Origin of the sequence: Streptomyces sp. NPDC056160 (assembly GCF_042268205.1) — a bacterium.
In the GTDB taxonomy this organism is placed as follows: domain Bacteria; phylum Actinomycetota; class Actinomycetes; order Streptomycetales; family Streptomycetaceae; genus Streptomyces.
The window spans coordinates 48,783-67,467 of the sequence record NZ_JBHJUW010000018.1; the positions used below are offsets into that span (position 1 = coordinate 48,783).

22 protein-coding genes and 1 tRNA gene are annotated in these 18,685 nt (G+C 70.2%); 8 read left to right on the forward strand and 15 right to left on the reverse strand.

Going from position 1 to position 18,685, the window contains the following annotated elements; translation table 11 throughout:
• Positions 1-119: 119 nt before the first annotated feature.
• The 3 genes from ACFC02_RS09445 to ACFC02_RS09455 all read left to right on the forward strand — a co-directional run bounded on the left by ACFC02_RS09445 (position 120) and on the right by ACFC02_RS09455 (position 1,366).
• Positions 120-782 (forward strand): HNH endonuclease signature motif containing protein, encoded by a 663-nt coding sequence (locus ACFC02_RS09445; protein ID WP_376354488.1) that lies wholly within the window; start codon positions 120-122, stop codon positions 780-782.
• Between the two features lie 233 nt (positions 783-1,015).
• Positions 1,016-1,282: an HNH endonuclease gene (locus tag ACFC02_RS09450; protein WP_376354491.1), complete on the forward strand. Its 267-nt coding sequence runs from the start codon at positions 1,016-1,018 to the stop codon at positions 1,280-1,282.
• Between the two features lie 9 nt (positions 1,283-1,291).
• Positions 1,292-1,366: transfer RNA gene (locus tag ACFC02_RS09455), tRNA-Leu, on the forward strand.
• A 55-nt stretch (positions 1,367-1,421) separates the two neighbouring features.
• On the opposite strand, the gene rdgB is transcribed toward ACFC02_RS09455, so the two are convergent.
• From rdgB to ACFC02_RS09475, 4 genes are all read right to left on the reverse strand, one after another.
• Positions 1,422-2,024 carry an RdgB/HAM1 family non-canonical purine NTP pyrophosphatase gene (gene rdgB, locus ACFC02_RS09460; RefSeq protein WP_376354494.1) on the reverse strand — a complete coding sequence of 201 codons (603 nt, stop codon included), beginning with the start codon at positions 2,022-2,024 and terminating at the stop codon, positions 1,422-1,424.
• A gap of 22 nt (positions 2,025-2,046) precedes the next feature.
• Complete coding sequence (locus ACFC02_RS09465; protein WP_376354497.1) at positions 2,047-2,454, reverse strand: hypothetical protein; 408 nt, start codon at positions 2,452-2,454, stop codon at positions 2,047-2,049.
• 161 nt (positions 2,455-2,615) lie between these two features.
• Complete coding sequence (gene rph / locus ACFC02_RS09470; RefSeq protein ID WP_376354500.1) at positions 2,616-3,341, reverse strand: ribonuclease PH; 726 nt, start codon at positions 3,339-3,341, stop codon at positions 2,616-2,618.
• Between the two features lie 98 nt (positions 3,342-3,439).
• Positions 3,440-3,673, reverse strand: a complete 234-nt coding sequence (locus ACFC02_RS09475) for a glucose PTS transporter subunit EIIB (protein ID WP_376354503.1) — start codon at positions 3,671-3,673, stop codon at positions 3,440-3,442.
• Positions 3,674-3,865: 192 nt separating this feature from the next.
• On the opposite strand from ACFC02_RS09475, the gene ACFC02_RS09480 reads away from it, so the two are divergent.
• Together ACFC02_RS09480 and ACFC02_RS09485 are read left to right on the forward strand one after the other, a co-directional pair.
• Entirely contained in the window at positions 3,866-5,170 is a 1,305-nt protein-coding gene (locus ACFC02_RS09480; RefSeq protein WP_376354506.1) for a PTS transporter subunit EIIC, read from the forward strand.
• Between the two features lie 164 nt (positions 5,171-5,334).
• The gene (locus tag ACFC02_RS09485) at positions 5,335-6,591 is read left to right on the forward strand and encodes a PTS transporter subunit EIIC (RefSeq protein WP_376354509.1); all 1,257 of its coding nucleotides are present in this window, start codon (positions 5,335-5,337) and stop codon (positions 6,589-6,591) included.
• 97 nt (positions 6,592-6,688) lie between these two features.
• Here ACFC02_RS09485 and ACFC02_RS09490 read toward each other — a convergent pair whose 3' ends face one another.
• Positions 6,689-7,441: an MBL fold metallo-hydrolase gene (locus ACFC02_RS09490; protein ID WP_376354512.1), complete on the reverse strand. Its 753-nt coding sequence runs from the start codon at positions 7,439-7,441 to the stop codon at positions 6,689-6,691.
• A 212-nt stretch (positions 7,442-7,653) separates the two neighbouring features.
• On the opposite strand from ACFC02_RS09490, the gene ACFC02_RS09495 reads away from it, so the two are divergent.
• Positions 7,654-8,118 carry a type II toxin-antitoxin system PemK/MazF family toxin gene (locus ACFC02_RS09495; protein WP_376354515.1) on the forward strand — a complete coding sequence of 155 codons (465 nt, stop codon included), beginning with the start codon at positions 7,654-7,656 and terminating at the stop codon, positions 8,116-8,118.
• A 48-nt stretch (positions 8,119-8,166) separates the two neighbouring features.
• On the opposite strand, the gene ACFC02_RS09500 is transcribed toward ACFC02_RS09495, so the two are convergent.
• From ACFC02_RS09500 to clpS, 9 genes are all read right to left on the reverse strand, one after another.
• The gene (locus ACFC02_RS09500) at positions 8,167-8,694 is read right to left on the reverse strand and encodes a hypothetical protein (protein ID WP_376354517.1); all 528 of its coding nucleotides are present in this window, start codon (positions 8,692-8,694) and stop codon (positions 8,167-8,169) included.
• A gap of 171 nt (positions 8,695-8,865) precedes the next feature.
• On the reverse strand, positions 8,866-10,938 hold the full coding sequence (locus tag ACFC02_RS09505) for a putative Ig domain-containing protein (RefSeq protein WP_376354520.1): 2,073 nt from the start codon (positions 10,936-10,938) through the stop codon (positions 8,866-8,868).
• Between the two features lie 263 nt (positions 10,939-11,201).
• Positions 11,202-12,152 (reverse strand): PLP-dependent cysteine synthase family protein, encoded by a 951-nt coding sequence (locus tag ACFC02_RS09510; protein ID WP_376354523.1) that lies wholly within the window; start codon positions 12,150-12,152, stop codon positions 11,202-11,204.
• 17 nt (positions 12,153-12,169) lie between these two features.
• Positions 12,170-12,448, reverse strand: coding sequence for a MoaD/ThiS family protein (locus ACFC02_RS09515; protein WP_360972411.1), 279 nt, complete (start codon positions 12,446-12,448; stop codon positions 12,170-12,172).
• A gap of 121 nt (positions 12,449-12,569) precedes the next feature.
• Entirely contained in the window at positions 12,570-12,665 is a 96-nt protein-coding gene (locus ACFC02_RS09520; protein WP_324609559.1) for a putative leader peptide, read from the reverse strand.
• A 112-nt stretch (positions 12,666-12,777) separates the two neighbouring features.
• Positions 12,778-13,200, reverse strand: a complete 423-nt coding sequence (locus tag ACFC02_RS09525; protein ID WP_376354528.1) for a Mov34/MPN/PAD-1 family protein — start codon at positions 13,198-13,200, stop codon at positions 12,778-12,780.
• Positions 13,201-13,344: 144 nt separating this feature from the next.
• Entirely contained in the window at positions 13,345-14,766 is a 1,422-nt protein-coding gene (locus tag ACFC02_RS09530) for an amino acid permease (protein ID WP_376354531.1), read from the reverse strand.
• Positions 14,767-15,133: 367 nt separating this feature from the next.
• Positions 15,134-15,742, reverse strand: coding sequence for a DUF2017 domain-containing protein (locus ACFC02_RS09535; protein WP_376354534.1), 609 nt, complete (start codon positions 15,740-15,742; stop codon positions 15,134-15,136).
• Positions 15,743-15,803: 61 nt separating this feature from the next.
• Positions 15,804-16,121 carry an ATP-dependent Clp protease adapter ClpS gene (clpS, locus tag ACFC02_RS09540; RefSeq protein ID WP_360972419.1) on the reverse strand — a complete coding sequence of 106 codons (318 nt, stop codon included), beginning with the start codon at positions 16,119-16,121 and terminating at the stop codon, positions 15,804-15,806.
• Between the two features lie 101 nt (positions 16,122-16,222).
• Between clpS and ACFC02_RS09545 the strand changes: the two genes are divergently transcribed.
• Together ACFC02_RS09545 and ACFC02_RS09550 are read left to right on the forward strand one after the other, a co-directional pair.
• Complete coding sequence (locus tag ACFC02_RS09545) at positions 16,223-17,569, forward strand: nicotinate phosphoribosyltransferase (RefSeq protein WP_376354537.1); 1,347 nt, start codon at positions 16,223-16,225, stop codon at positions 17,567-17,569.
• Between the two features lie 91 nt (positions 17,570-17,660).
• Positions 17,661-18,248, forward strand: coding sequence for an isochorismatase family protein (locus ACFC02_RS09550; RefSeq protein WP_360972423.1), 588 nt, complete (start codon positions 17,661-17,663; stop codon positions 18,246-18,248).
• Positions 18,249-18,272: 24 nt separating this feature from the next.
• On the opposite strand, the gene ACFC02_RS09555 is transcribed toward ACFC02_RS09550, so the two are convergent.
• The gene (locus tag ACFC02_RS09555) at positions 18,273-18,620 is read right to left on the reverse strand and encodes a hypothetical protein (protein ID WP_376354541.1); all 348 of its coding nucleotides are present in this window, start codon (positions 18,618-18,620) and stop codon (positions 18,273-18,275) included.
• Positions 18,621-18,685 lie beyond the last annotated feature (65 nt).

An 18,685-nucleotide genomic window follows, 5' to 3' on the forward strand; every position in this document is an offset into this window, starting at 1 on the left:
CCCGTACCGGCACACCCGGTACGGGCCGCTCCGCTTTCCGTGCGTGACTGTCCGATAACCGGTTCGTTACTCCGTACGGGCCATGAACACATGGCCGAGATTCGAACGGAGGGGGCTCGATGGGGGCCAGTGCGTACACGCGGGAGCGGCTGGAGGAAGCGGCGCGCGGGGCGCGGACGCTGTCGGAGGCGCTGGTGAGGTTGGGGGTGGACCCCAGGAGTTCGACGCGGGCCTACATCAGGGACCGGATGAAGAAGCTGGGGGTGGACGCGTCGCACTTCGAGCGGGAGGGGGTGAAGTGGACGCGGGAGGTGCTGCAGACCGCGGTGGCGGCCTCGACGAGCGTGCGCGGCGTACTGCGCCACCTGGGCCTCGAACTCGTCGGTGGACACCACACCCACATCAGCCGCAAGATCAAGGCGTACGGCATCGACACCTCGCACTTCACGCCGTCGGTCCGCACGGAGAGGATGCGATCCAACCAACGCCGCCGCTCCGCCGAGGAGATCCTCGTCAGGGACACGTCCGTACACGCCACGCGGCTCCCCAGCGCCCGGCTCAAGAGGGCCATGGCCGAACTCGGGGTCGAGGAACGCTGCGCTCTGTGCGGAACAGAACCCCTCTGGCACGGGGAGCCCCTACCGCTGGAAGTCGACCATATCGATGGCGACTGGCGGGACAACCGAATCGCCAACCTCCGGCTTCTGTGCCCCAACTGCCACTCGACGACGGACACCTACCGGGGCCGCGGCAAGGGACGCGGCAGGATCGGTGACGCATGAGCAGGGGCGGCCGACGCGATCCGCTCGACCCGGACGAACTGCGGTCGACAGTCGCGGAGTCGGGCTCCCTCGCAGAGGTTCTGCGTCGTCTGGAGCGGCCGGACAACGGCGGGCAACGAGCGGCATTGCGGCAGCAGATCGCTCAGAGGGGCCTCACGACGGCCCATTTCCGCGGGCAGGCGCACCAGCGGGGAAGACGGGGAGCGAACGCCAAGGACCCTGGAGAAGTACTGGTGCGTCACACCGGCCCGTACCGGATCAAGACCTGGCGCCTGCGCCGCGCACTGCGGGAAGTGGGCGTGCCCGAGCGGTGCGCCAGCTGCGGGCTCCGTCCCGAGTGGCTCGGCAAACCCCTGACGTTGGAGATCGACCACGTCAACGGCGACTGGCGGGACAACCGGCGGGAGAACCTGCGACTGCTCTGCCCCAACTGCCACGCGATCACCAGCACCTGGTGCCGGGGAGGCCGGCGAACGAGCACACGAACCCCAGTAGAGTAGGACCGCTGCGGGCCCGTACCCCAGCTGGCAAGAGGGCGCCGGTTTAGATCCGGTGTGTCGTGGGTTCGAGTCCCACCGGGCTCACAGGGGATATCGCCCCCGTACCTTCGATTCGTAGGTGCGGGGGCGTTTTCATGGTTCAGCCCACCAGTTCCCGAACCACCGGCACCAGCGCCCGGAACGCCTTGCCCCGGTGGCTGATCGCGTTCTTCTCCGCGGGGGTCAGTTCCGCGCAGGTGCGCGTCTCGCCGTCCGGCTGGAGGATCGGGTCGTAGCCGAAGCCGTGCGCGCCGGCGGGGGCGAAGCGCAGGGTTCCGCGCAGTTGGCCTTCGACCACCCGTTCCGTGCCGTCCGGGAGGGCGAGGGCCGCCGCGCAGGCGAAGTGGGCCGCGCGGTGGCCGTCCGCGATGTCGGAGAGCTGGGCGAGGAGGAGGTCCAGGTTGGCCTGGTCGTCGCCGTGGCGGCCGGCCCAGCGGGCGGAGAAGATGCCGGGGGCGCCGCCGAGGACGTCGACGCACAGGCCGGAGTCGTCGGCGACCGCGGGCAGGCCGGTGGCCTGGGCGAGGGCGTGGGCCTTCAGCAGTGCGTTCTCGGCGAAGGTGACGCCGGTCTCCTTGACGTCGGGGACCTCGGGGTAGGCGTCGGTGCCGACGAGTTCGTGGGGCAGTCCTGCCTCGGTGAGGATCGACCTGAGTTCGGTGATCTTCCCGGGGTTGCGGGTGGCGAGGATCAAGCGGGTCATGCTCACCAGTATCGGGGCCGGGTCAGGGGGTGCAGACCTTGGTCAGTTCGCCGGCGGCGTCGGTGACGGGGGTGAGGTCGGGGGTGTCGTCGCCGTTCTTGAGGGCGGTGCGGACGTTCCCGACGGCCTTGTCCAGGTCGTCGACGGCCTTGTTGACGTCGGTGTTGTCGGTCTTGTCGCCGATTTTCTTCAGGTTGTTCTCTATGGCGCGCAGGGCGTCGTCGGTCTTGGTCGGGTCGTCCGCTGCGTTCTGCACGGCCTGCTGGAGGTTGGTGACGCTGTCGGCGATGGCGTCGGCGCTCTGGACGCAGTCGAGGGCTTTGCCGACGGCGTCGCAGCCGGTGAGGGCGGTGACGGTGAGTGCGATGGCGGCCGCGGTGGCGGCGATGGCGGTGGTGCGGCCGGGTCGTCGGCGGCGGCTCGCGGCCATGGCTGGGTTCCCTCCCCGTTCGGTGGCCGGACGTACGGTTTCGTGCACGGTTTCCGTGCCCCGTACGCCCGTACCGGTAGGGACGTCGGACGCGGGAGGCGGGTTGCGTCCCGGTGGCTCCCTTTCTTGGCGTGCGCTTTACCCGCTGAGCCGCTGTCGCGCTACTTCTCGAGCGCGGCCCGCTGGATCGCGGCGAGGTCGGTGCAGCCGGCCACGGCGAGGTCGAGCAGGGCGTTCAGTTCGTCGCGGGCGAAGGGTTCGGCCTCGGCGGTGCCCTGGACCTCGACGAAGCGGCCGTCGCCGGTGCAGACGACGTTCATGTCGGTGTCGGCGCGCACGTCCTCCTCGTAGCAGAGGTCGAGGAGGGGGACGCCGCCGACGATGCCGACGGAGACGGCGCTGACGGTGCCGGTGAGGGGCTGGCGGCCGGCCTTGATCAGCTTCTTGCCCTGGGCCCAGGCGACGGCGTCGGCGAGGGCGACGTAGGAGCCGGTGATGGCGGCGGTGCGGGTGCCGCCGTCGGCCTGGAGGACGTCGCAGTCCAGGACGATGGTGTTCTCGCCGAGGGCCTTGTAGTCGATGACGGCGCGCAGGGAGCGGCCGATGAGGCGGCTGATCTCATGGGTGCGGCCGCCGATGCGGCCCTTGACGGATTCGCGGTCGCCGCGGGTGTTGGTGGCGCGGGGCAGCATGGCGTACTCGGCGGTGACCCAGCCCTCGCCGCTGCCCTTGCGCCAGCGCGGGACGCCTTCGGTGACGGAGGCGGTGCAGAGGACCTTGGTGTCGCCGAAGGAGACGAGGACGGAGCCTTCGGCGTGCTTGCTCCAGCCGCGTTCGATGGTGACGGGGCGGAGCTGGTCGGGGGTGCGGCCGTCGATTCGAGACATGGGTCGAGCCTAGTGCCCCACGGGCAAGGGGCTCTTCCCGCGTCGGGAAGAGCCCCTTGGGGGTGAACCTGCCGGGTCCCTGGGCGGGACCGCGGGGTTCACATCATGTCTTCGATGTCCGCGGCGATCGGGTCGGCGTCGGTGCCGATGACGACCTGGATGGCGTTGCCCATCTTCACGACGCCGTGGGCGCCGGCGGCCTTGAGGGCGGCCTCGTCGACCTTGCTCGGGTCGACGACCTCGGTGCGGAGGCGGGTGATGCAGCCCTCGACCTCTTCGATGTTGTCGATGCCGCCGAGCCCGGCAACGATCTTCTCAGCCTTGCTGGCCATGTTCTGTCTCCCTGATCCGAACCGCTTTGTCGCAGTAACCCACAGTTGGCCCATCTTCGCGAGCGGTTGTGCCGTCGGTGCCGAATGATGGCGTTCACGACAGCGGAACCGTCCGTCAACTGGTCTACACCACCGTTGGCGCGGTGGCCAAACGCGGTGCCGCACGACGCAGCGGAGCCCCGGGAGGACGCCATGAGTGCCGACAGCGCGGGCGGCGGGGGCGTCGGGGTCTCCCCTGTGCGGGAGCGCTGGAACACGTTGTTCCAGGGCTTGCAGAAGATGGGCCGCAGTCTCCAGTTGCCCATCGCGGTGCTGCCGGCGGCGGGCATCCTGAACCGGCTGGGGCAGCCGGACGTGTTCGGCAAGGACGGGCTGGGCTGGATCGACGTCTCGAAGGTGATGGCGGGGGCGGGCGGTGCACTGCTCGACGGGGAGCTGGGGCTGCCGATGCTGTTCTGCGTCGGTGTGGCCATCGGGATGGCGAAGAAGGCGGACGGTTCGACGGCACTGGCGGCGGTGGCGGGCTTCCTCGTCTACTACAACGTGCTGCACCAGTTCCCGACGACCTGTCCGGCGGGTGCGCGGGTGATCGCGACGGGGTGTCAGGCGGCGGACGGGACGGTGACGGCGTTCACGTTCCAGAATCCGGGAATCTTCGGCGGGATCGTGATGGGGCTGCTGTCCGCTTTCTTCTGGCGGCGTTTCCACCGTACGAGGCTGGTGGACTGGCTCGGTTTCTTCAACGGGCGGCGGCTGGTGCCGATCATCATGGCGTTCGTGGCGATCCTGTTCGCGGCGCTGTGCCTGTGGGTCTGGCCGCCGATCGGCCGGGGTCTGGAGGGCTTCAGCAACTGGCTGAGCGCTGCCGGGGCGTGGGGTGCGGGTGTCTTCGGGCTGGCGAACCGGGCGTTGCTGGTGATCGGCCTGCACCAGTTCCTGAACGTGCCGATCTGGTTCCAGTTCGGCAGTTACACGAAGCCGGACGGGACGGTGGTGCACGGTGACATCAACATGTTCCTGGCGGGCGACCCGCAGGCAGGGCAGTTCACCTCGGGTTTCTTCCCGATCATGATGTTCGCGCTGCCGGCGGCGGCGCTGGCGATCACGCACACGGCGCGGCCGGGCCGGCGCAAGGAGGTCGGCGGGCTGATGCTGTCGGTGGCGCTGACGTCGTTCGTCACGGGGATCACCGAGCCGCTGGAGTACTCGTTCCTGTTCATCGCCCCGGTGCTGTACGCGGTGCACGCGGTGCTGACGGGGGTGTCGATGGCGGTGACCTGGGCGCTGGGCGTGCACGACGGGTTCAGCTTCTCGGCGGGGCTGATCGATTACGTCATCAACTGGAACCTGGCGACCCGGCCGTGGGCGATCGTGCCGATCGGGCTGTGCTTCGCCGTCGTCTATTACGCGGTCTTCCGATTTGCCATCACGAAGTTCGATCTGAAGACTCCTGGGCGGGAGCCCGAGGAGGAGGTCGAGGACGTCACGCAGGCCTGAGGGTCAAACCGGTGCGAAAGCGGCCTGTGCCGACCGGTGGGATTCCGTACGGCGTGTAGCGGTTCGGTCGCATTTTCGCGGGTTCCTTACGCCACCTTCATCGTGCTACAACAGGTCTACACCACTGAGTGGTGTAGACCACCACCCGATGGAGGACGGACGTTATGAGCACCGCCACCGCCGAGACGACGGCGGCACCCGCAAAGAAGCGGGGATCAGGCCTTTTCCAGGGCCTGCAGAAGGTCGGCCGAAGCCTGCAGCTTCCGATCGCCGTGCTGCCGGCGGCCGGCATCATGGTCCGGCTGGGCCAGGATGACATCTTCGGCAAGGACGGCCTGGGCTGGGACAAGGTCGCCGCTGTGTTCAACAACGCGGGCGGCGCGCTGACCGGCTCCCTGCCGATCCTCTTCTGCATCGGTGTGGCCATCGGTTTCGCCAAGAAGTCGGACGGTTCGACCGCGCTGGCCGCGGTGGTGGGCTTCCTCGTCTACAGCAAGGTCCTCGAGGCCTTCCCCCTCACCGAGCAGCACATCGAGAAGGGGAAGATAGTCGAGGCCACCTACAACAACCCGGGTGTGCTCGGCGGCATCATCATGGGTCTGCTCGCCGCCGTGCTGTGGCAGCGCTTCCACCGCACCAAGCTCGTCGACTGGCTGGGCTTCTTCAACGGCCGCCGTCTGGTGCCGATCATCATGGCCTTCGTCGGCATCGTGGTGGGTGTCGTCTTCGCCCTGATCTGGAAGCCGATCGGCACCGGCATCACCAACTTCGGCGACTGGATGACGGGCCTCGGCTCGGGCGGCGCCGCTCTCTTCGGCGGCGTGAACCGCGCGCTGATCCCGGTCGGCATGCACCAGTTCGTGAACACGGTCTCCTGGTTCCAGCTCGGCAGCTTCACCGACGCCTCCGGCCAGGTCTGGCAGGGCGACATCCCGCGCTTCCTGCACGGTGACCCGTCCGCCGGTCTCTTCCAGTCCGGCTTCTTCCCGATCATGATGTTCGGCCTGCCGGCCGCCGCGCTCGCCATCGCGCACTGCGCCCGTCCCGAGCGCCGCAAGGTCGTGCTCGGCATGATGATCTCGCTGGCCGCGACCTCGTTCGTCACCGGTGTCACCGAGCCGATCGAGTTCTCCTTCATGTTCATCGCGCCGGTCCTGTACGTGCTGCACGCCGTGCTCACCGCCGCGTCGATGGCCATCACCTGGGGCCTGGGCGTGCACGACGGCTTCAACTTCTCCGCCGGCTTCATCGACTACGCGCTGAACTGGCACCTGGCGTCGAAGCCATGGCTGATCATCCCGATCGGACTGGTCTTCGCGGTCATCTACTACGTGACCTTCCGCTTCGCCATCATCAAGTTCAACCTCCCCACCCCGGGCCGCGAGCCCGAGGAGGAGGTGGAGGACCTCACCAAGGCGTGAGCTCTCCTCCGGAACGTCACGAGCCCCCCGAGCCGCTGTGCTCGGGGGGCTTCGTCGTGCGTCGTCGTACGGGCGGGCGCCTCAGGTCTCGGGCGCCTCAGATCTCGTACGTCGCTCCGGTCGCCGCCAGTTCCACCGGGCCGTCGAAGACGGCGCGGGCGTCGGTGAGGTTGATCTGGGGGTCGGTCCACGGGGGGATGTGGGTGAGGACGAGGCGGCGGGCGCGGGCGCGGGCGGCGGCCTCGCCGGCCTCGCGGCCGTTGAGGTGGAGGTCGGGGATGTTCTCCTTGCCGTCCGTGAAGGCGGCCTCGCACAGGAACAGGTCGGCGTCCCGGGCGAGTTCCTCCAGCGCTTCGCTGGTGCCGGTGTCGCCGGAGTACGTCAGCGTCCGGCCGCCGTGTTCGAGGCGGATGGCGTACGCCTCCACGGGGTGGGCCACCCGCTCGGTGTGCACGGTGAAGGGGCCGATGTCGAAGGTGCCCGGCTTGACCGTGTGGAAGTCGAAGACCTCGCTCATCGAGGAGGCCGTGGGGGTGTCGGCGTAGGCCGTGGTGAGCCGGTGCTCGGTGCCCTCGGGGCCGTGGACCGGCAGCGGGGCGCAGCGTCCGCCCTCGTGCCGGTAGTAGCGCGCGACGAAGTAGGCGCACATGTCGATGCAGTGGTCGGCGTGCAGGTGGCTCAGGAAGATCGCGTCGAGGTCGTAGAGACCGCAGTGGCGCTGCAGCTCGCCGAGGGCGCCGTTGCCCATGTCGAGGAGCAGCCGGAAGCCGTCGGCCTCTACGAGGTAGCTCGAGCAGGCCGATTCCGCGGACGGGAACGACCCCGAGCAGCCGACGACGGTGAGCTTCATGGAGCAGAAACCTCCGCTGGCGGGGAAGATACAGAAGGTGACGGGGGTCGTGCGGTCCGTCGAGCGTAAGGCGCGAAACGGCGGGTCGCTCCTTCGGCAAGGTCGGTTGTGGGCGAACTCACCTGTGGTGTCACCGGTTCGGCTGGACGTGGGGCGCATGAGGTGCGGAAGAGGGCGCGCACGGACGGTCGTGCGCCGGTAACGTCGACCTTATGGACACGTCCTGGTGGCTGGCGCTCGCGGCGGTGGTGCTGTTGGCGCTCGTCGCCACGCTCGTCGACGGGTGGGGTCGGGGCCGGCGTCCCGCGGGGCGCCGGACGCGTCCGCCGGGGCGTCCTGAGGGGCGCGGGAAGCTGGGCGGCGCCGCGCGTCCGCAGCCGGCGGAGATCTGGTGGGCGAACGTGCCCTACGAGGAGGGCCCCGGGTCGAAGGACCGTCCCTGTCTGGTGCTGTCGGTGCACGGCAAGCGGGCCCGGGTCGCCAAGATCACCAGCAGGTACCACGACGAGCGGGCCGGGGTGATCCCGTTGCCGCCGGGCTCGGTGGGGGACGCGCAGGGGCGGACGAGCTTCCTGGAGACCGACGAGGTGCGGGAGGTGCCGGTGTGGGACTTCCGGCGCCGGGTGGGGGTCGTGGACCCGGTGCTCTGGGACCAGGTGCGCTACCTGGCCGGGTGAGTCGGTCCGCCGGGGCCGCCCGTACGTCCTGGCCACCGGGTGCGCCTGTCATGGCCGTGCGACCCGCACGGTGACCGTCCACTCCTGGATGCCCTTGCAGGAGATCTTGCCGGGGGCGGTGGCGCACAGCGGGCGGGACGAGGTGAGGCGGGCGGTGCCGGGGGTGGTGGCGGTGTAGGCGGCGAGGGCGTCGCCGGGCAGGATCACGATGCCGGCGTCGGCGCCCTTGAGGGCGTTGCCGGTGGCCTTGACGGGGGTCCAGGGGCGTTCCTTGGTGCCGTCGAGGGTCAGGCGGAGGTAGCCGCCGACGGTGAGGCAGAGGGTGCGGCCGGAGTCGGCGGCGGTGAGGTCGGCGTGGGCGGTGCAGCCGGGCGGGGGCGGCTGGGAGGCGGACGTGGGACCCGCGGATCCTGCTGGCCCCGCAGTTCCCGCTGTGCCTGCTGTTCCCGCTGTGCCTGCTGTTCCCGCTGTGCCCTTGCCGTCCTGCTGGGTGCTGCCGCAGCCGAGGAGGAGCAGGGCGGCTGCCGCCGCCCCCGCGGTCGCGGTGGTGGTGCGGTGGTGCGTCGTACGGCGCATGGGGCGTCCGCCTTTCCGCAGTCCCGTTCCGGGTGCCCGGTGTCCCGGGGCCCAGTGCCCTGGTGCCGATGTGACGTTCCTCCAGCACATCAGGATCCCCGCGCCCGCGCACGCCGGGACCCCGGCCGGTGTTCCGGCCGGGGTCGCGGTGTGCGGGAGGGGCGGGGCGGATCAGCCGGTCGTCAGGGCCGTGTCGTCGACGACGAAGCTGGTCTGGAGGGAGGAGTCCTCCGTGCCGCTGAACTTCAGGGTGACGGTGGAGCCCGCCAGGCTGGAGAGGTCGACGGTCTTCTGGGCGTAACCGGAGGCCGCGTTGGCGTTGGAGTACGTCGCCAGGGTCTTCGATCCCGCGGTCACCGTCAGCTTGTCGTAGGCGGTGCTGCCGCTCTCCGAGGTGTCGATGTGCAGGTAGAAGGTGAGGGTGGCCTTGCAGCCGGCCGGGATGGTCACCGACTGGGAGAGGCTGTCGGTGTGCGAGGTGCCGTACCCGTCGAGCCACGCCTTGTAGGAGCCGCTGTGGGCGGGCTCGCCGCTGTCGGTGGTGATGACGCCGCTGGAGGCGGTCCAGGCGGTGTTGCCGGACTCGAAGCCCGGGTTGCCGAGCAGCTGCGCCGCGGTGCAGGTGCCGCCGGAGGTGCCGATCGTCCAGGTGAAGGAGGTGGAGCCAGAGGCGCCGGTGGAGTCCTTCGCGGTGACGGTGACCTGGTAGGTGCCGGCGGTGGAGGCGGTGCCGCTGATCAGGCCGGTGGAGCTGTTGATGGACAGGCCGGTGGGCAGGCCGGTGGCGCTGTAGGTGAGGGCCGCGCCGGCGCTGTCGGTGGCCTGGATCTGGAGGCTGGCGGAGCCGCCGGTGGTGGTCGACTGGCTGCCGGGGTTGGTGACGCTCACGGTGTTGCCGGTGCCGCCGCCGCCCGTGGTGAAGGCGGCGGTGCCGTTCGGGGTGCCCCAGCCGGTCGGGCCGTCGTAGCCGGCGGCCGCCTTGCAGAAGTACGCGGTGGAGCAGGAGCCGTTGGAGCCGCTGGTCACGTCGTACAGGTTGCCGGTGTGGCTGTAGGGGTACTTCGCCGGGTAGTCGCTGCCGCCCGGGGTGCCCGCCAGGGCGTAGACGCCGGCGATGATCGGGGCGGAGGCGCTGGTGCCGCCGTAGACGGCCCAGCCGCTGCCGCCGTAGGTGTCGTAGACGGCGACGCCGGTGGCCGGGTCGGCGACGGCGGAGACGTCGGCCTCCATGCGCTTGGAGCAGCCGGTGTCGGTCTGCCAGCTCGGCTTCGGGTCGTAGGCGGAGCAGCCGGAGCCGGTGCCCTCGGTGGAGTTGGTGTTCCACACGCTCTCGCTCCAGCCGCGGGAGTTGGACGCGGTGGTGAGGGCGGTGCCGCCGACGGCGGTCACGTACTGGGAGGTCGCGGGGTATTCGGCGCCGTAGCCGGAGTCGCCCGCGGAGACGGTGATCGCGACGCCGGGGTGCTTGAAGTACTGGGTGTCCTCGGTGGTCTGGGTGGACGCCTCGGAGCCGCCCCAGCTGTTGGAGACGAACTTGGCGCCGAGCGAGACGGCCTCGTTCTCGGCTGTGCCGAGGTCGGTGTCGTTCGCGGAGTTCGCCTCGACCAGGATGATGCTGCAGTTGGGGCAGACCGCGCTGACCATGTCGAGGTCGAGCGCCTCCTCACCGGCCCAGCCGCTGTCGTTGGTCGGCAGGGAGGTGGTGGAGCCGGTCTGGCTGACCTGCTTGAAGCAGCCGTTGGCCTTGGTGCACGCCGACAGGCCGTACGTCGAGCGGTAGGTGGCCAGGTCGGATTCGGCGTTGGGGTCGTTGTAGGCGTCGACCACCGCGACCGTCAGGCCGGAGCCGCCGGTGCTGGGCAGGTTGTAGGCGCTGTGCAGGTTGGCCGGGGAGAGGCCGGAGGGTGCGGCGGCGGCGAGCGCGGAGGCCAGCCGCTGTTTGATGTCGGTGCGGCGCTGGGCGAAGCAGGAGGCCTCGCCGGGCCGGGCGTCGGCGCACAGCCGGGTCGTGGGCACCTTCTGGCCGGCCGTGCCGGTGGTGTGGAAGGTCTGCCGCTCCGGGGCGGTGAGGGCCCGCGCGTTCTGGGCGGCCTTGGTGGTGTGCGGGTGCGCGGCGGCGGGCTGGGCCGCTCCGGCGGTCGGTGCCGCGGCGAACCCGGCGACGGCGAGGGCGAGGGCGGGGAAGGCGACGGTGAGGAGTCGGAGCGGACTCCGTCTCCGGCTGCTCGGGCGGGACTCACGCATGGGGTACTGCCTCCGTTGACGTGGGGGTGCGCACTGGTCGGGCAGCCCGTGACGCGGGTCGCGGCGGCGGAACCGCGCAGTCATGAGCATGACATTCCACACTCCGCACACCACGTGATCGTGGCATGACAGGGTGCGCCGAGAACGTAGCCCCGCGCGGCCGGGACGCGGCAGTACCCGGAGGGAATTCTTTGCCCCTCCATAGGATGAGATTGGCCCCCTCGTGGGAGGGGGCTGGGACGTGCTTGAGGCGGCCGGACCGGTCAGGCCCAGAGCTGGCCGTGGAGCGTGGCGATGGCCTCCTCCGTGGTGGCCGCCGTGTAGACGCCGGTGGACAGGTACTTCCAGCCGCCGTCGGCGACGACGAAGACGATGTCGGCGCTCTCCCCCGCCTTGACGGCCTTGCGGCCGACGCCGATGGCCGCGTGCAGCGCGGCACCCGTGGAGACCCCGGCGAAGATCCCCTCCTGCTGGAGGAGTTCACGGGTGCGGGTGACGGCGTCGGCGGAGCCGACGGAGAAGCGGGTGGTGAGGACGGAGGCGTCGTACAGCTCGGGGACGAAGCCCTCGTCGAGGTTGCGCAGGCCGTACACCAGGTCGTCGTAGCGCGGTTCGGCGGCGACGATCTTCACGTCCGGCTTGTGCTCGCGCAGGTAGCGGCCGACGCCCATCAGGGTGCCGGTGGTGCCGAGGCCCGCCACGAAGTGGGTGACGGAGGGCAGGTCGGCGAGGATCTCCGGGCCGGTGGTCGCGTAGTGCGCGCCGGCGTTGTCGGGGTTGCCGTACTGGTAGAGCATCACCCAGTCGGGATGCTCGGCGGAGAGTTCCTTGGCGACGCGGACGGCGGTGTTGGAGCCGCCCGCCGCCGGAGAGGAGATGATCTCCGCTCCCCACATGCCGAGCAGGTCCCGGCGCTCCTGGGAGGTGTTCTCTGGCATCACGCACACCATGCGGTAGCCCTTGAGCTTGGCCGCCATGGCGAGCGAGATGCCGGTGTTGCCGCTGGTCGGTTCGAGGATCGTGCAGCCCGGCGTGAGACGGCCGCCCTTCTCCGCCTGCTCGATCATGTGCAGGGCGGGGCGGTCCTTGACGGAGCCGGTCGGGTTGCGGTCCTCCAGCTTGGCCCAGATGCGGACGTCGGCGGACGGCGAGAGCCGCGGCAGGCGCACCAGGGGGGTGTTGCCCACCGCGGCCAGCGGGGAGTCGTAGCGCATCGCTGCTCAGCGGCCGATCAGCGCATCCCGCCGGCGACGGCCGGCAGGATCGTCACGTTGTCGCCGTCGGCGAGCTTGGTCTTGATGCCGTCCAGGAAGCGGACGTCCTCGTCGTTGAGGTAGACGTTGACGAAGCGGCGCAGCTGGTCACCGTCCACGATGCGGGCCTGGATGCCCGGGTGGCGGGCTTCGAGGTCGGCGAAGAGCGCGGCGAGCGTGTCCCCGGTGCCCTCCACCGCCTTCTGCCCGTCGGTGTAGGTGCGGAGGATGGTCGGGATGCGGACCTCGATGGCCATGGGTGCGGGCTCCTGTCAGGAAGGTGTCGTCGGATCGGGGGGCGCGCGTCGTGAGTGCCCCCAGGCGTTGGCCCCTGGGGGAGCGCCGCGGCTCACGGCCGTACGGCGGCGGCAGGGAACGTCAACAGATGGCGCTGTTCAACCTGCACAGGTCGACGTGCAGCCGCGCCACGAGCAGCGTGCCCGGGATGTCGTCGCTCACGTCGTGAAGAACCATGGGCTCATCGTATCGATTCCCTATCCGGTCCCTGGAATGTGATCTCGCCCTTCGGACGGATTCCATCCGCGGTACGAGACGGAGGCGGGGTGGGGACGGTACGGGGGCCGGTTCAGTACGCCTCCACGACCTTGACCTCCTCCTCCGTGACCTCGCCCTCGACGATGCGGAACGAGCGGAACTGGAACGCGCCCGCGCCGTCGGTGTCGGCGGTGGAGACCAGGACGTAGTGGGCGCCGGGCTCGTTGGCGTAGGAGATGTCGGTCCGGGAGGGGTGGGCCTCGGTCGCCGTGTGGGAGTGGTAGATGATCACCGGCTCCTCGTCGCGGTCGTCCATCTCGCGGTAGAGCTTGAGCAGGTCCTGCGAGTCGAACTCGTAGAAGGTGGGCGAGCGGGCCGCGTTCAGCATGGGGATGAACCGCTCGGGGCGGCCGGCGCCGACGGGTCCGGCGACCACGCCGCACGCCTCGTCGGGGTGGTCCGCGCGCGCGTGGGCGACGATCTGGTCGTAGAGCGACTGGGTGATGGTCAGCATGGGCCAAAGGATAAACAGAGGGGCCGTTCCGTACCGGGGAGTGGTACGGAACGGCCCACATCGCGGACGTCCTGAGCGGCTGCCGGAGCGGGTCGCCACGAGAATCCGCTCCGGCCGGACGTCCGGGTTCGGTGCCGGTGCCGGTCAGCGCCTGCGGAAGGCGGCGGCCTCCGGGTTGCGGCGCTTGAGCACCAGGTAGGCGACGGCGAGGATCAGGCCCCACAGCGGCGCGCAGTACAGCGAGACGCGGGCGTCCTTGTCTATGCCCATCAGCACGATCACCATGCCGATGAAGGCGAGCGCGAACCAGCTGGCGTACGGGGCGCCGGGGGCGCGGAACTCCGACTTGGGCAGCTCCCCGCGGTCGGACTTGGCGCGGTAGCGGATCTGGCAGACCAGGATGACGATCCAGGCCCACATGCCGGAGATGGTCGCGAAGGAGACGACGTAGTCGAACGCCTTGCCCGGCCACTGGTAGTTGATCCACACGCCGACCAGCATCAGCGCGGCGGAGAACGTGGTCCCCACCAGCGGGGTGCCGCTACGGGTCAGCTTGGTGAAGAACTGCGGGCCCTGGCTGTTGAGCGCCAGGTCGCGCAGCATGCGGCCGGTGGAGTACATGCCGGAGTTGCAGGAGGACAGGGCGGCGGTCAGGACGACGAAGTTGACGATGCCGGCGCCCGCGGGCAGGCCCATCTTCTCGAAGGCGACCACGAACGGGCTCGCGCCCGCGTGGAAGCTCGTCCAGGGCACGACCGACAGGATCATGATCAGCGCGCCGATGTAGAAGACGGCGATGCGCCACGGCACGGTGTTGATCGCCCGCGGCAGCACGGTCCTGGGGTCCTTCGACTCGCCCGCGGTCACGCCGACCAGCTCGACGGCGAGGAAGGCGAACATGACCATCTGGAGGGTCATCAGGGTGCTGCCGACGCCGTGCGGGAAGAAGCCGCCCTCGTTCCACAGGTGCGAGACGGACGCGGTGTCACCGGCGTCGGAGAAGCCGACGGTCAGGATGCCCGCGCAGATCAGGATCATGCCGATGATCGCGGTGACCTTGACCATGGAGAACCAGAACTCCAGCTCGCCGAAGAGCTTCACGGAGATCAGGTTGGCCCCGTAGAGCACGAGGGTGAAGATCAGGGCCGAGACCCATTGCGGGATGTCGAACCAGTACGTCATGTACGCGGCCGCGGCGGTGACCTCGGTGATGCCGGTGACGACCCAGAACAGCCAGTACGTCCAGCCGGTCACGAAGCCCGCGAAGGGGCCGATGAACTCGCGGGCGTACTCCGAGAAGGAACCGGAGACCGGGCGGTACATCAGCAGCTCGCCGAGCGCCCGCATGATGAGGAAGATGACGAAGCCGGCCACCGCGTAGGCCAGGATCAGGCTGGGGCCGGCCTTGGAGATGCCCTTGCCCGCCCCGAGGAACAGGCCGGTGCCGATGGCGCCGCCGATGGCGATCATCTGGATCTGCCGGGCGCCGAGGCCGCGCTGGTAGCCCTCGCCGCCTTCCACGGCCTCTTTGCCGTCGTGTTCGTGCTCGACCTGCGCTGAGGTCATGTGTCGTGCGCCTTTCTCCATGCCGACCCGGGCCGTTCGTCGGCCGCGGATCGGGTCTCGATCCCCCCGGACTGAAATGGAGTGAGCGGGCTCGGGTGTCACCGGACTCGCTCATGCCTGGCCGGCGGTTGCCGGCTCGGTGGCGCACCCGGGCGAACGTGGGTGGTGTTCGCCGGGCGGTCGTGAAGATTTATCACGGCCGCAACACTGATCGCAGGGTGAGCTGTGGCACATGGCACAGAGAAGGGCAGGGATAATCGGACGAAACGCACTCAATCGGCTGATAATGCTGAACCGTATTGACGCGATCGTTATGCGGATTTGAGCGTCCTCTGAGCGAACGCCGAATCCGTACGGACCGGTGCGATCAGGGCATCAGAGTGGTGACGAGGGTCTCCTGGAGGCCGCCCAGCCACAGGTACGCCATCACCATCGGCTTGCGCGGGTCCTCGTCGGGCAGCCGGTAGAGGTCGTCCGCGTCGTCCTCGTCACCGATCTCCAGCCGGGAGCCGATGGCCAGGCGCAGGTCGTTCAGGGCGCCGAGCCAGCGCCGGGACTCCGCCTGCGACAGCTTCAGCACGGCCCCGCCCTCACCGGCCGCGGACAGCTCGTTGAGCGAGTGGATCACCGCGAGGGCGTTCTCCCGCTTGCCCGCGCGCAGGTCGTTCTCGGTGTAGCGGCGGAACTCGGAGGCGTGCGCCAGCTGCTCGGCGGCCTCCTCGGGGCTGCCCGGCAGCTGCTCGGGGTCGCCGTAGGCGTCCGGGAAGAGCCTTTTGAGCACCGGGTCGGCGGGCGGCTCGCTCGGGCCCTCGGCGAACAGCTCGGCGAGCGGGTCGGCGGGTTTCTCGTCCTCCGCCGGGCCGGGGCCGATCAGTTCCAGGAGCTGCACGGCCAGCGAGCGGATGATGGAGATCTCGACGTCGTCGAGGGCGACGGCCGCGCCGCCGCCGGGGAGCGGTTCGAAGTGTCCAGGCATGGAGAGGATTCGCTGCTTCCGGTCCGGGCTTCGTCGGCGCTGCGCGCCGCCTGCCACTTGGCTACTTGCGGTCCTGCTGGAGAGTGGCCCACAGACCGTAGCCGTGCATGGCCTGAACGTCCCGTTCCATCTCCTCGCGGCTGCCGCTGGAGACGACCGCCCGGCCTTTGTGGTGGACGTCGAGCATGAGCTTGGTGGCCTTGTCCTTCGAGTACCCGAAGTACGTCTGGAAGACATAGGTGACGTAGCTCATCAGATTGACGGGGTCGTTGTGGACGATCGTCACCCAGGGGACGTCGGGCTCGGGTACGGCGAAGACCTCTTCCGCCGGCTCTGTCTTCTCGATCTCGATGGGTGCGGCTGCCGTCACATGGCCCATGCTGCCACTACAGGGGGGTGGGAGCACAAATGAGCAGGCCGCACGAGCAGGGCGCACCCCTAAATCGTCAGACTGACGAAATGGGAGTACGATCGTCGGTCATGAACACAGCGGACCTTGGGCTGCCGGTGGACGTTCCCTCGACGGCGCTCTTCACCGACCACTACGAGCTGACGATGCTGCAGGCCGCTTTGCGGGCCGGTACGGCCGAGCGGCGCAGTGTCTTCGAGGTCTTCACCAGGCGGCTGCCCGAGGGGCGCCGCTACGGCGTCGTGGCCGGAACCGGCCGGGTGCTGGACGCGGTGGAGAACTTCCGCTTCGACGCGGACGTCCTCGGCTTCCTGCGCGAGCGGCGGGTCGTGGACGAGCCGACCCTGCGGTGGCTGGCCGACTACCGCTTCAGTGGCGACATCTGGGGCTACCCCGAGGGCGAGGTCTACTTCCCCGGCTCGCCGATCATGCGGGTGGAGGGATCGTTCGGCGAGTGCGTGCTGCTGGAGACCGTGATCCTGTCGATCCTCAACCACGACTCCGCGATCGCCGCCGCCGCCTCCCGGATGTCCTCGGCAGCCGGCGAGCGCCCGCTGATCGAGATGGGCGCCCGCCGCACCCACGAGCTGGCCGCGGTGGCCGCCTCCCGGGCCGCCTACGTGGGCGGCTTCGCCACCACCTCCGACCTGGCCGCCGGCTTCCGCTACAACATCCCCACCGTCGGCACCTCGGCCCACGCCTTCACCCTGCTGCACGACCACGAGCGCGACGCCTTCCAGGCGCAGGTGGACTCGCTGGGCCGGGACACGACGCTGCTGGTGGACACCTACGACGTCGCCGAGGCCGTCCGCACGGCCGTGGAGGTCGCCGGGCCCGAGCTGGGCGCGGTGCGCATCGACTCCGGCGACCTGCTGCTGGTCGCGCACCGGGTGCGGCAGCAGCTGGACGAGCTGGGCGCCCGGGACACGAAGATCGTCGTGACCTCGGACCTCGACGAGTACGCCATCGCCTCGCTCGCCGCGGCGCCCGTGGACGCGTACGGCGTCGGCACCCAGCTGGTCACCGGGTCCGGGCACCCGACCTGCTCCATGGTCTACAAGCTGGTCGCCCGCGCCGAGTCCGCCGACCCGCGGGCCCCGCTGACGCCGGTGGCGAAGAAGTCCAGCGGCGGCAAGACCTCCATCGGCGGCCGCAAGTGGGCGGCGCGCCGCCTGGACGCCCACGGGATCGCGGAGACCGAGGTGGTGGGCACCGGCGCCGTGCCCACCGAGCTGGCCGACCGGCAGTTGCAGGTCGAGCTGGTCAAGGGGGGCGAGGTCGTCGGCCGCGAGCCGCTGGACGTCGTACGGGACCGGCACGTCGCGGTCCGCGCCGGACTGCCGCTGTCGGCCACACAGCTCTCGCGCGGGGAACCCGTGCTCGCGACGGAGTACGTCACCGAGCGCTCGGGTAACTAGCTCGCTAGTTCCTGTCCCTGATCCCTGTCCGAGCCGGCATCCGCCCCGACCGCACGACCCCCGCTGACCCCAGAGCCGAAGGACACCCGCCATGCGCCGCGCCTTGATCGTCGTCGATGTGCAGAACGACTTCTGCGAGGGGGGCAGCCTCGCGGTGGCCGGCGGCGCCGACGTGGCCGCCGCGATCACCGAGCTGATCGGGCAGGCCCCGGCCGGTTACCGGCACGTGGTGGCCACCCGCGACCACCACATCGCGCCCGGCGGCCACTTCGCCGACGAACCCGACTACGTCCACTCCTGGCCCGCGCACTGCGTCGCGGGCACGGAGGGTGTGGGCTTCCACCCGAACTTCGCGCCCGCCGTCGCCTCCGGCGCGATCGACGCCGTCTTCGACAAGGGCGCCTACTCCGCCGCGTACAGCGGTTTCGAGGGCTGCGACGAGAACGGCGTGGCCCTGGCCGACTGGCTGCGGGCCAGGGAGATCGACGAGGTCGACGTGGTCGGGATCGCCACCGACCACTGTGTGCGGGCCACCGCGCTGGACGCGGCGCGGGAGGGTTTCCGCACCCACGTCCTGCTCGACCTCACCGCCGGGGTGGCCGCGCAGACCACCGAGCGGGCGCTGGAGGAGCTGCGGCAGGCGGGCGTCGAGCTGACCGGCAAGCCCGTCGTCGCCTGAGACCGCTCGTGCCGCTCGGCCGGGTCACGCCTGGGCCGGGGCGCGGCGGCGCAGCAGGGCCCTGATCGGGTGCCACAGCTCCGGGGGGCCGACGGGGACGGCGCCGACAGCGTTGTCGGGGGACGTGCGCCAGATGAGGCCGTCGGGGTGGTGCAGGACCGCCGTGATCTCGTCGGGGCTGGGCGGGGCGGTGTTGCCCCGCAGGTAGACGGCGCGCAGGCCCAGGTTCCGCAGCCGGGTCAGGGCGCGGGCGCGGTTGTGCGCGTGGACGAGCACGCGGACGCCGCCGGGGCCGTCGGGGGCGGGGCTGGGCAGGTTGAGGGCCACCACGACGGTGCCGTTCGGCAGCTTGCTGAAACCTCCTGCGGCCATGCGGTCACTTCCCCGTTCCGGTCGGTGTCAATAAGAGCGTCACAGCAGGCACCTAAACACGATCG

Coding starts and splice junctions, on each gene's coding strand:
- ACFC02_RS09445 (WP_376354488.1), top strand. CDS start 120: ATGGGGGCCAGTGCGTACACGCGGGAGCGGCTGGAGGAAGCGGCGCGC.
- rdgB (WP_376354494.1), bottom strand. CDS start 2,024: ATGACCCGCTTGATCCTCGCCACCCGCAACCCCGGGAAGATCACCGAA.
- ACFC02_RS09465 (WP_376354497.1), bottom strand. CDS start 2,454: ATGGCCGCGAGCCGCCGCCGACGACCCGGCCGCACCACCGCCATCGCC.
- rph (WP_376354500.1), bottom strand. CDS start 3,341: ATGTCTCGAATCGACGGCCGCACCCCCGACCAGCTCCGCCCCGTCACC.
- ACFC02_RS09475 (WP_376354503.1), bottom strand. CDS start 3,673: ATGGCCAGCAAGGCTGAGAAGATCGTTGCCGGGCTCGGCGGCATCGAC.
- ACFC02_RS09480 (WP_376354506.1), top strand. CDS start 3,866: ATGAGTGCCGACAGCGCGGGCGGCGGGGGCGTCGGGGTCTCCCCTGTG.
- ACFC02_RS09485 (WP_376354509.1), top strand. CDS start 5,335: ATGAGCACCGCCACCGCCGAGACGACGGCGGCACCCGCAAAGAAGCGG.
- ACFC02_RS09490 (WP_376354512.1), bottom strand. CDS start 7,441: ATGAAGCTCACCGTCGTCGGCTGCTCGGGGTCGTTCCCGTCCGCGGAA.
- ACFC02_RS09495 (WP_376354515.1), top strand. CDS start 7,654: ATGGACACGTCCTGGTGGCTGGCGCTCGCGGCGGTGGTGCTGTTGGCG.
- ACFC02_RS09500 (WP_376354517.1), bottom strand. CDS start 8,694: ATGCGCCGTACGACGCACCACCGCACCACCACCGCGACCGCGGGGGCG.
- ACFC02_RS09505 (WP_376354520.1), bottom strand. CDS start 10,938: ATGCGTGAGTCCCGCCCGAGCAGCCGGAGACGGAGTCCGCTCCGACTC.
- ACFC02_RS09510 (WP_376354523.1), bottom strand. CDS start 12,152: ATGCGCTACGACTCCCCGCTGGCCGCGGTGGGCAACACCCCCCTGGTG.
- ACFC02_RS09515 (WP_360972411.1), bottom strand. CDS start 12,448: ATGGCCATCGAGGTCCGCATCCCGACCATCCTCCGCACCTACACCGAC.
- ACFC02_RS09520 (WP_324609559.1), bottom strand. CDS start 12,665: ATGGTTCTTCACGACGTGAGCGACGACATCCCGGGCACGCTGCTCGTG.
- ACFC02_RS09525 (WP_376354528.1), bottom strand. CDS start 13,200: ATGCTGACCATCACCCAGTCGCTCTACGACCAGATCGTCGCCCACGCG.
- ACFC02_RS09530 (WP_376354531.1), bottom strand. CDS start 14,766: ATGACCTCAGCGCAGGTCGAGCACGAACACGACGGCAAAGAGGCCGTG.
- ACFC02_RS09535 (WP_376354534.1), bottom strand. CDS start 15,742: ATGCCTGGACACTTCGAACCGCTCCCCGGCGGCGGCGCGGCCGTCGCC.
- clpS (WP_360972419.1), bottom strand. CDS start 16,121: ATGGGCCATGTGACGGCAGCCGCACCCATCGAGATCGAGAAGACAGAG.
- ACFC02_RS09545 (WP_376354537.1), top strand. CDS start 16,223: ATGAACACAGCGGACCTTGGGCTGCCGGTGGACGTTCCCTCGACGGCG.
- ACFC02_RS09550 (WP_360972423.1), top strand. CDS start 17,661: ATGCGCCGCGCCTTGATCGTCGTCGATGTGCAGAACGACTTCTGCGAG.
- ACFC02_RS09555 (WP_376354541.1), bottom strand. CDS start 18,620: ATGGCCGCAGGAGGTTTCAGCAAGCTGCCGAACGGCACCGTCGTGGTG.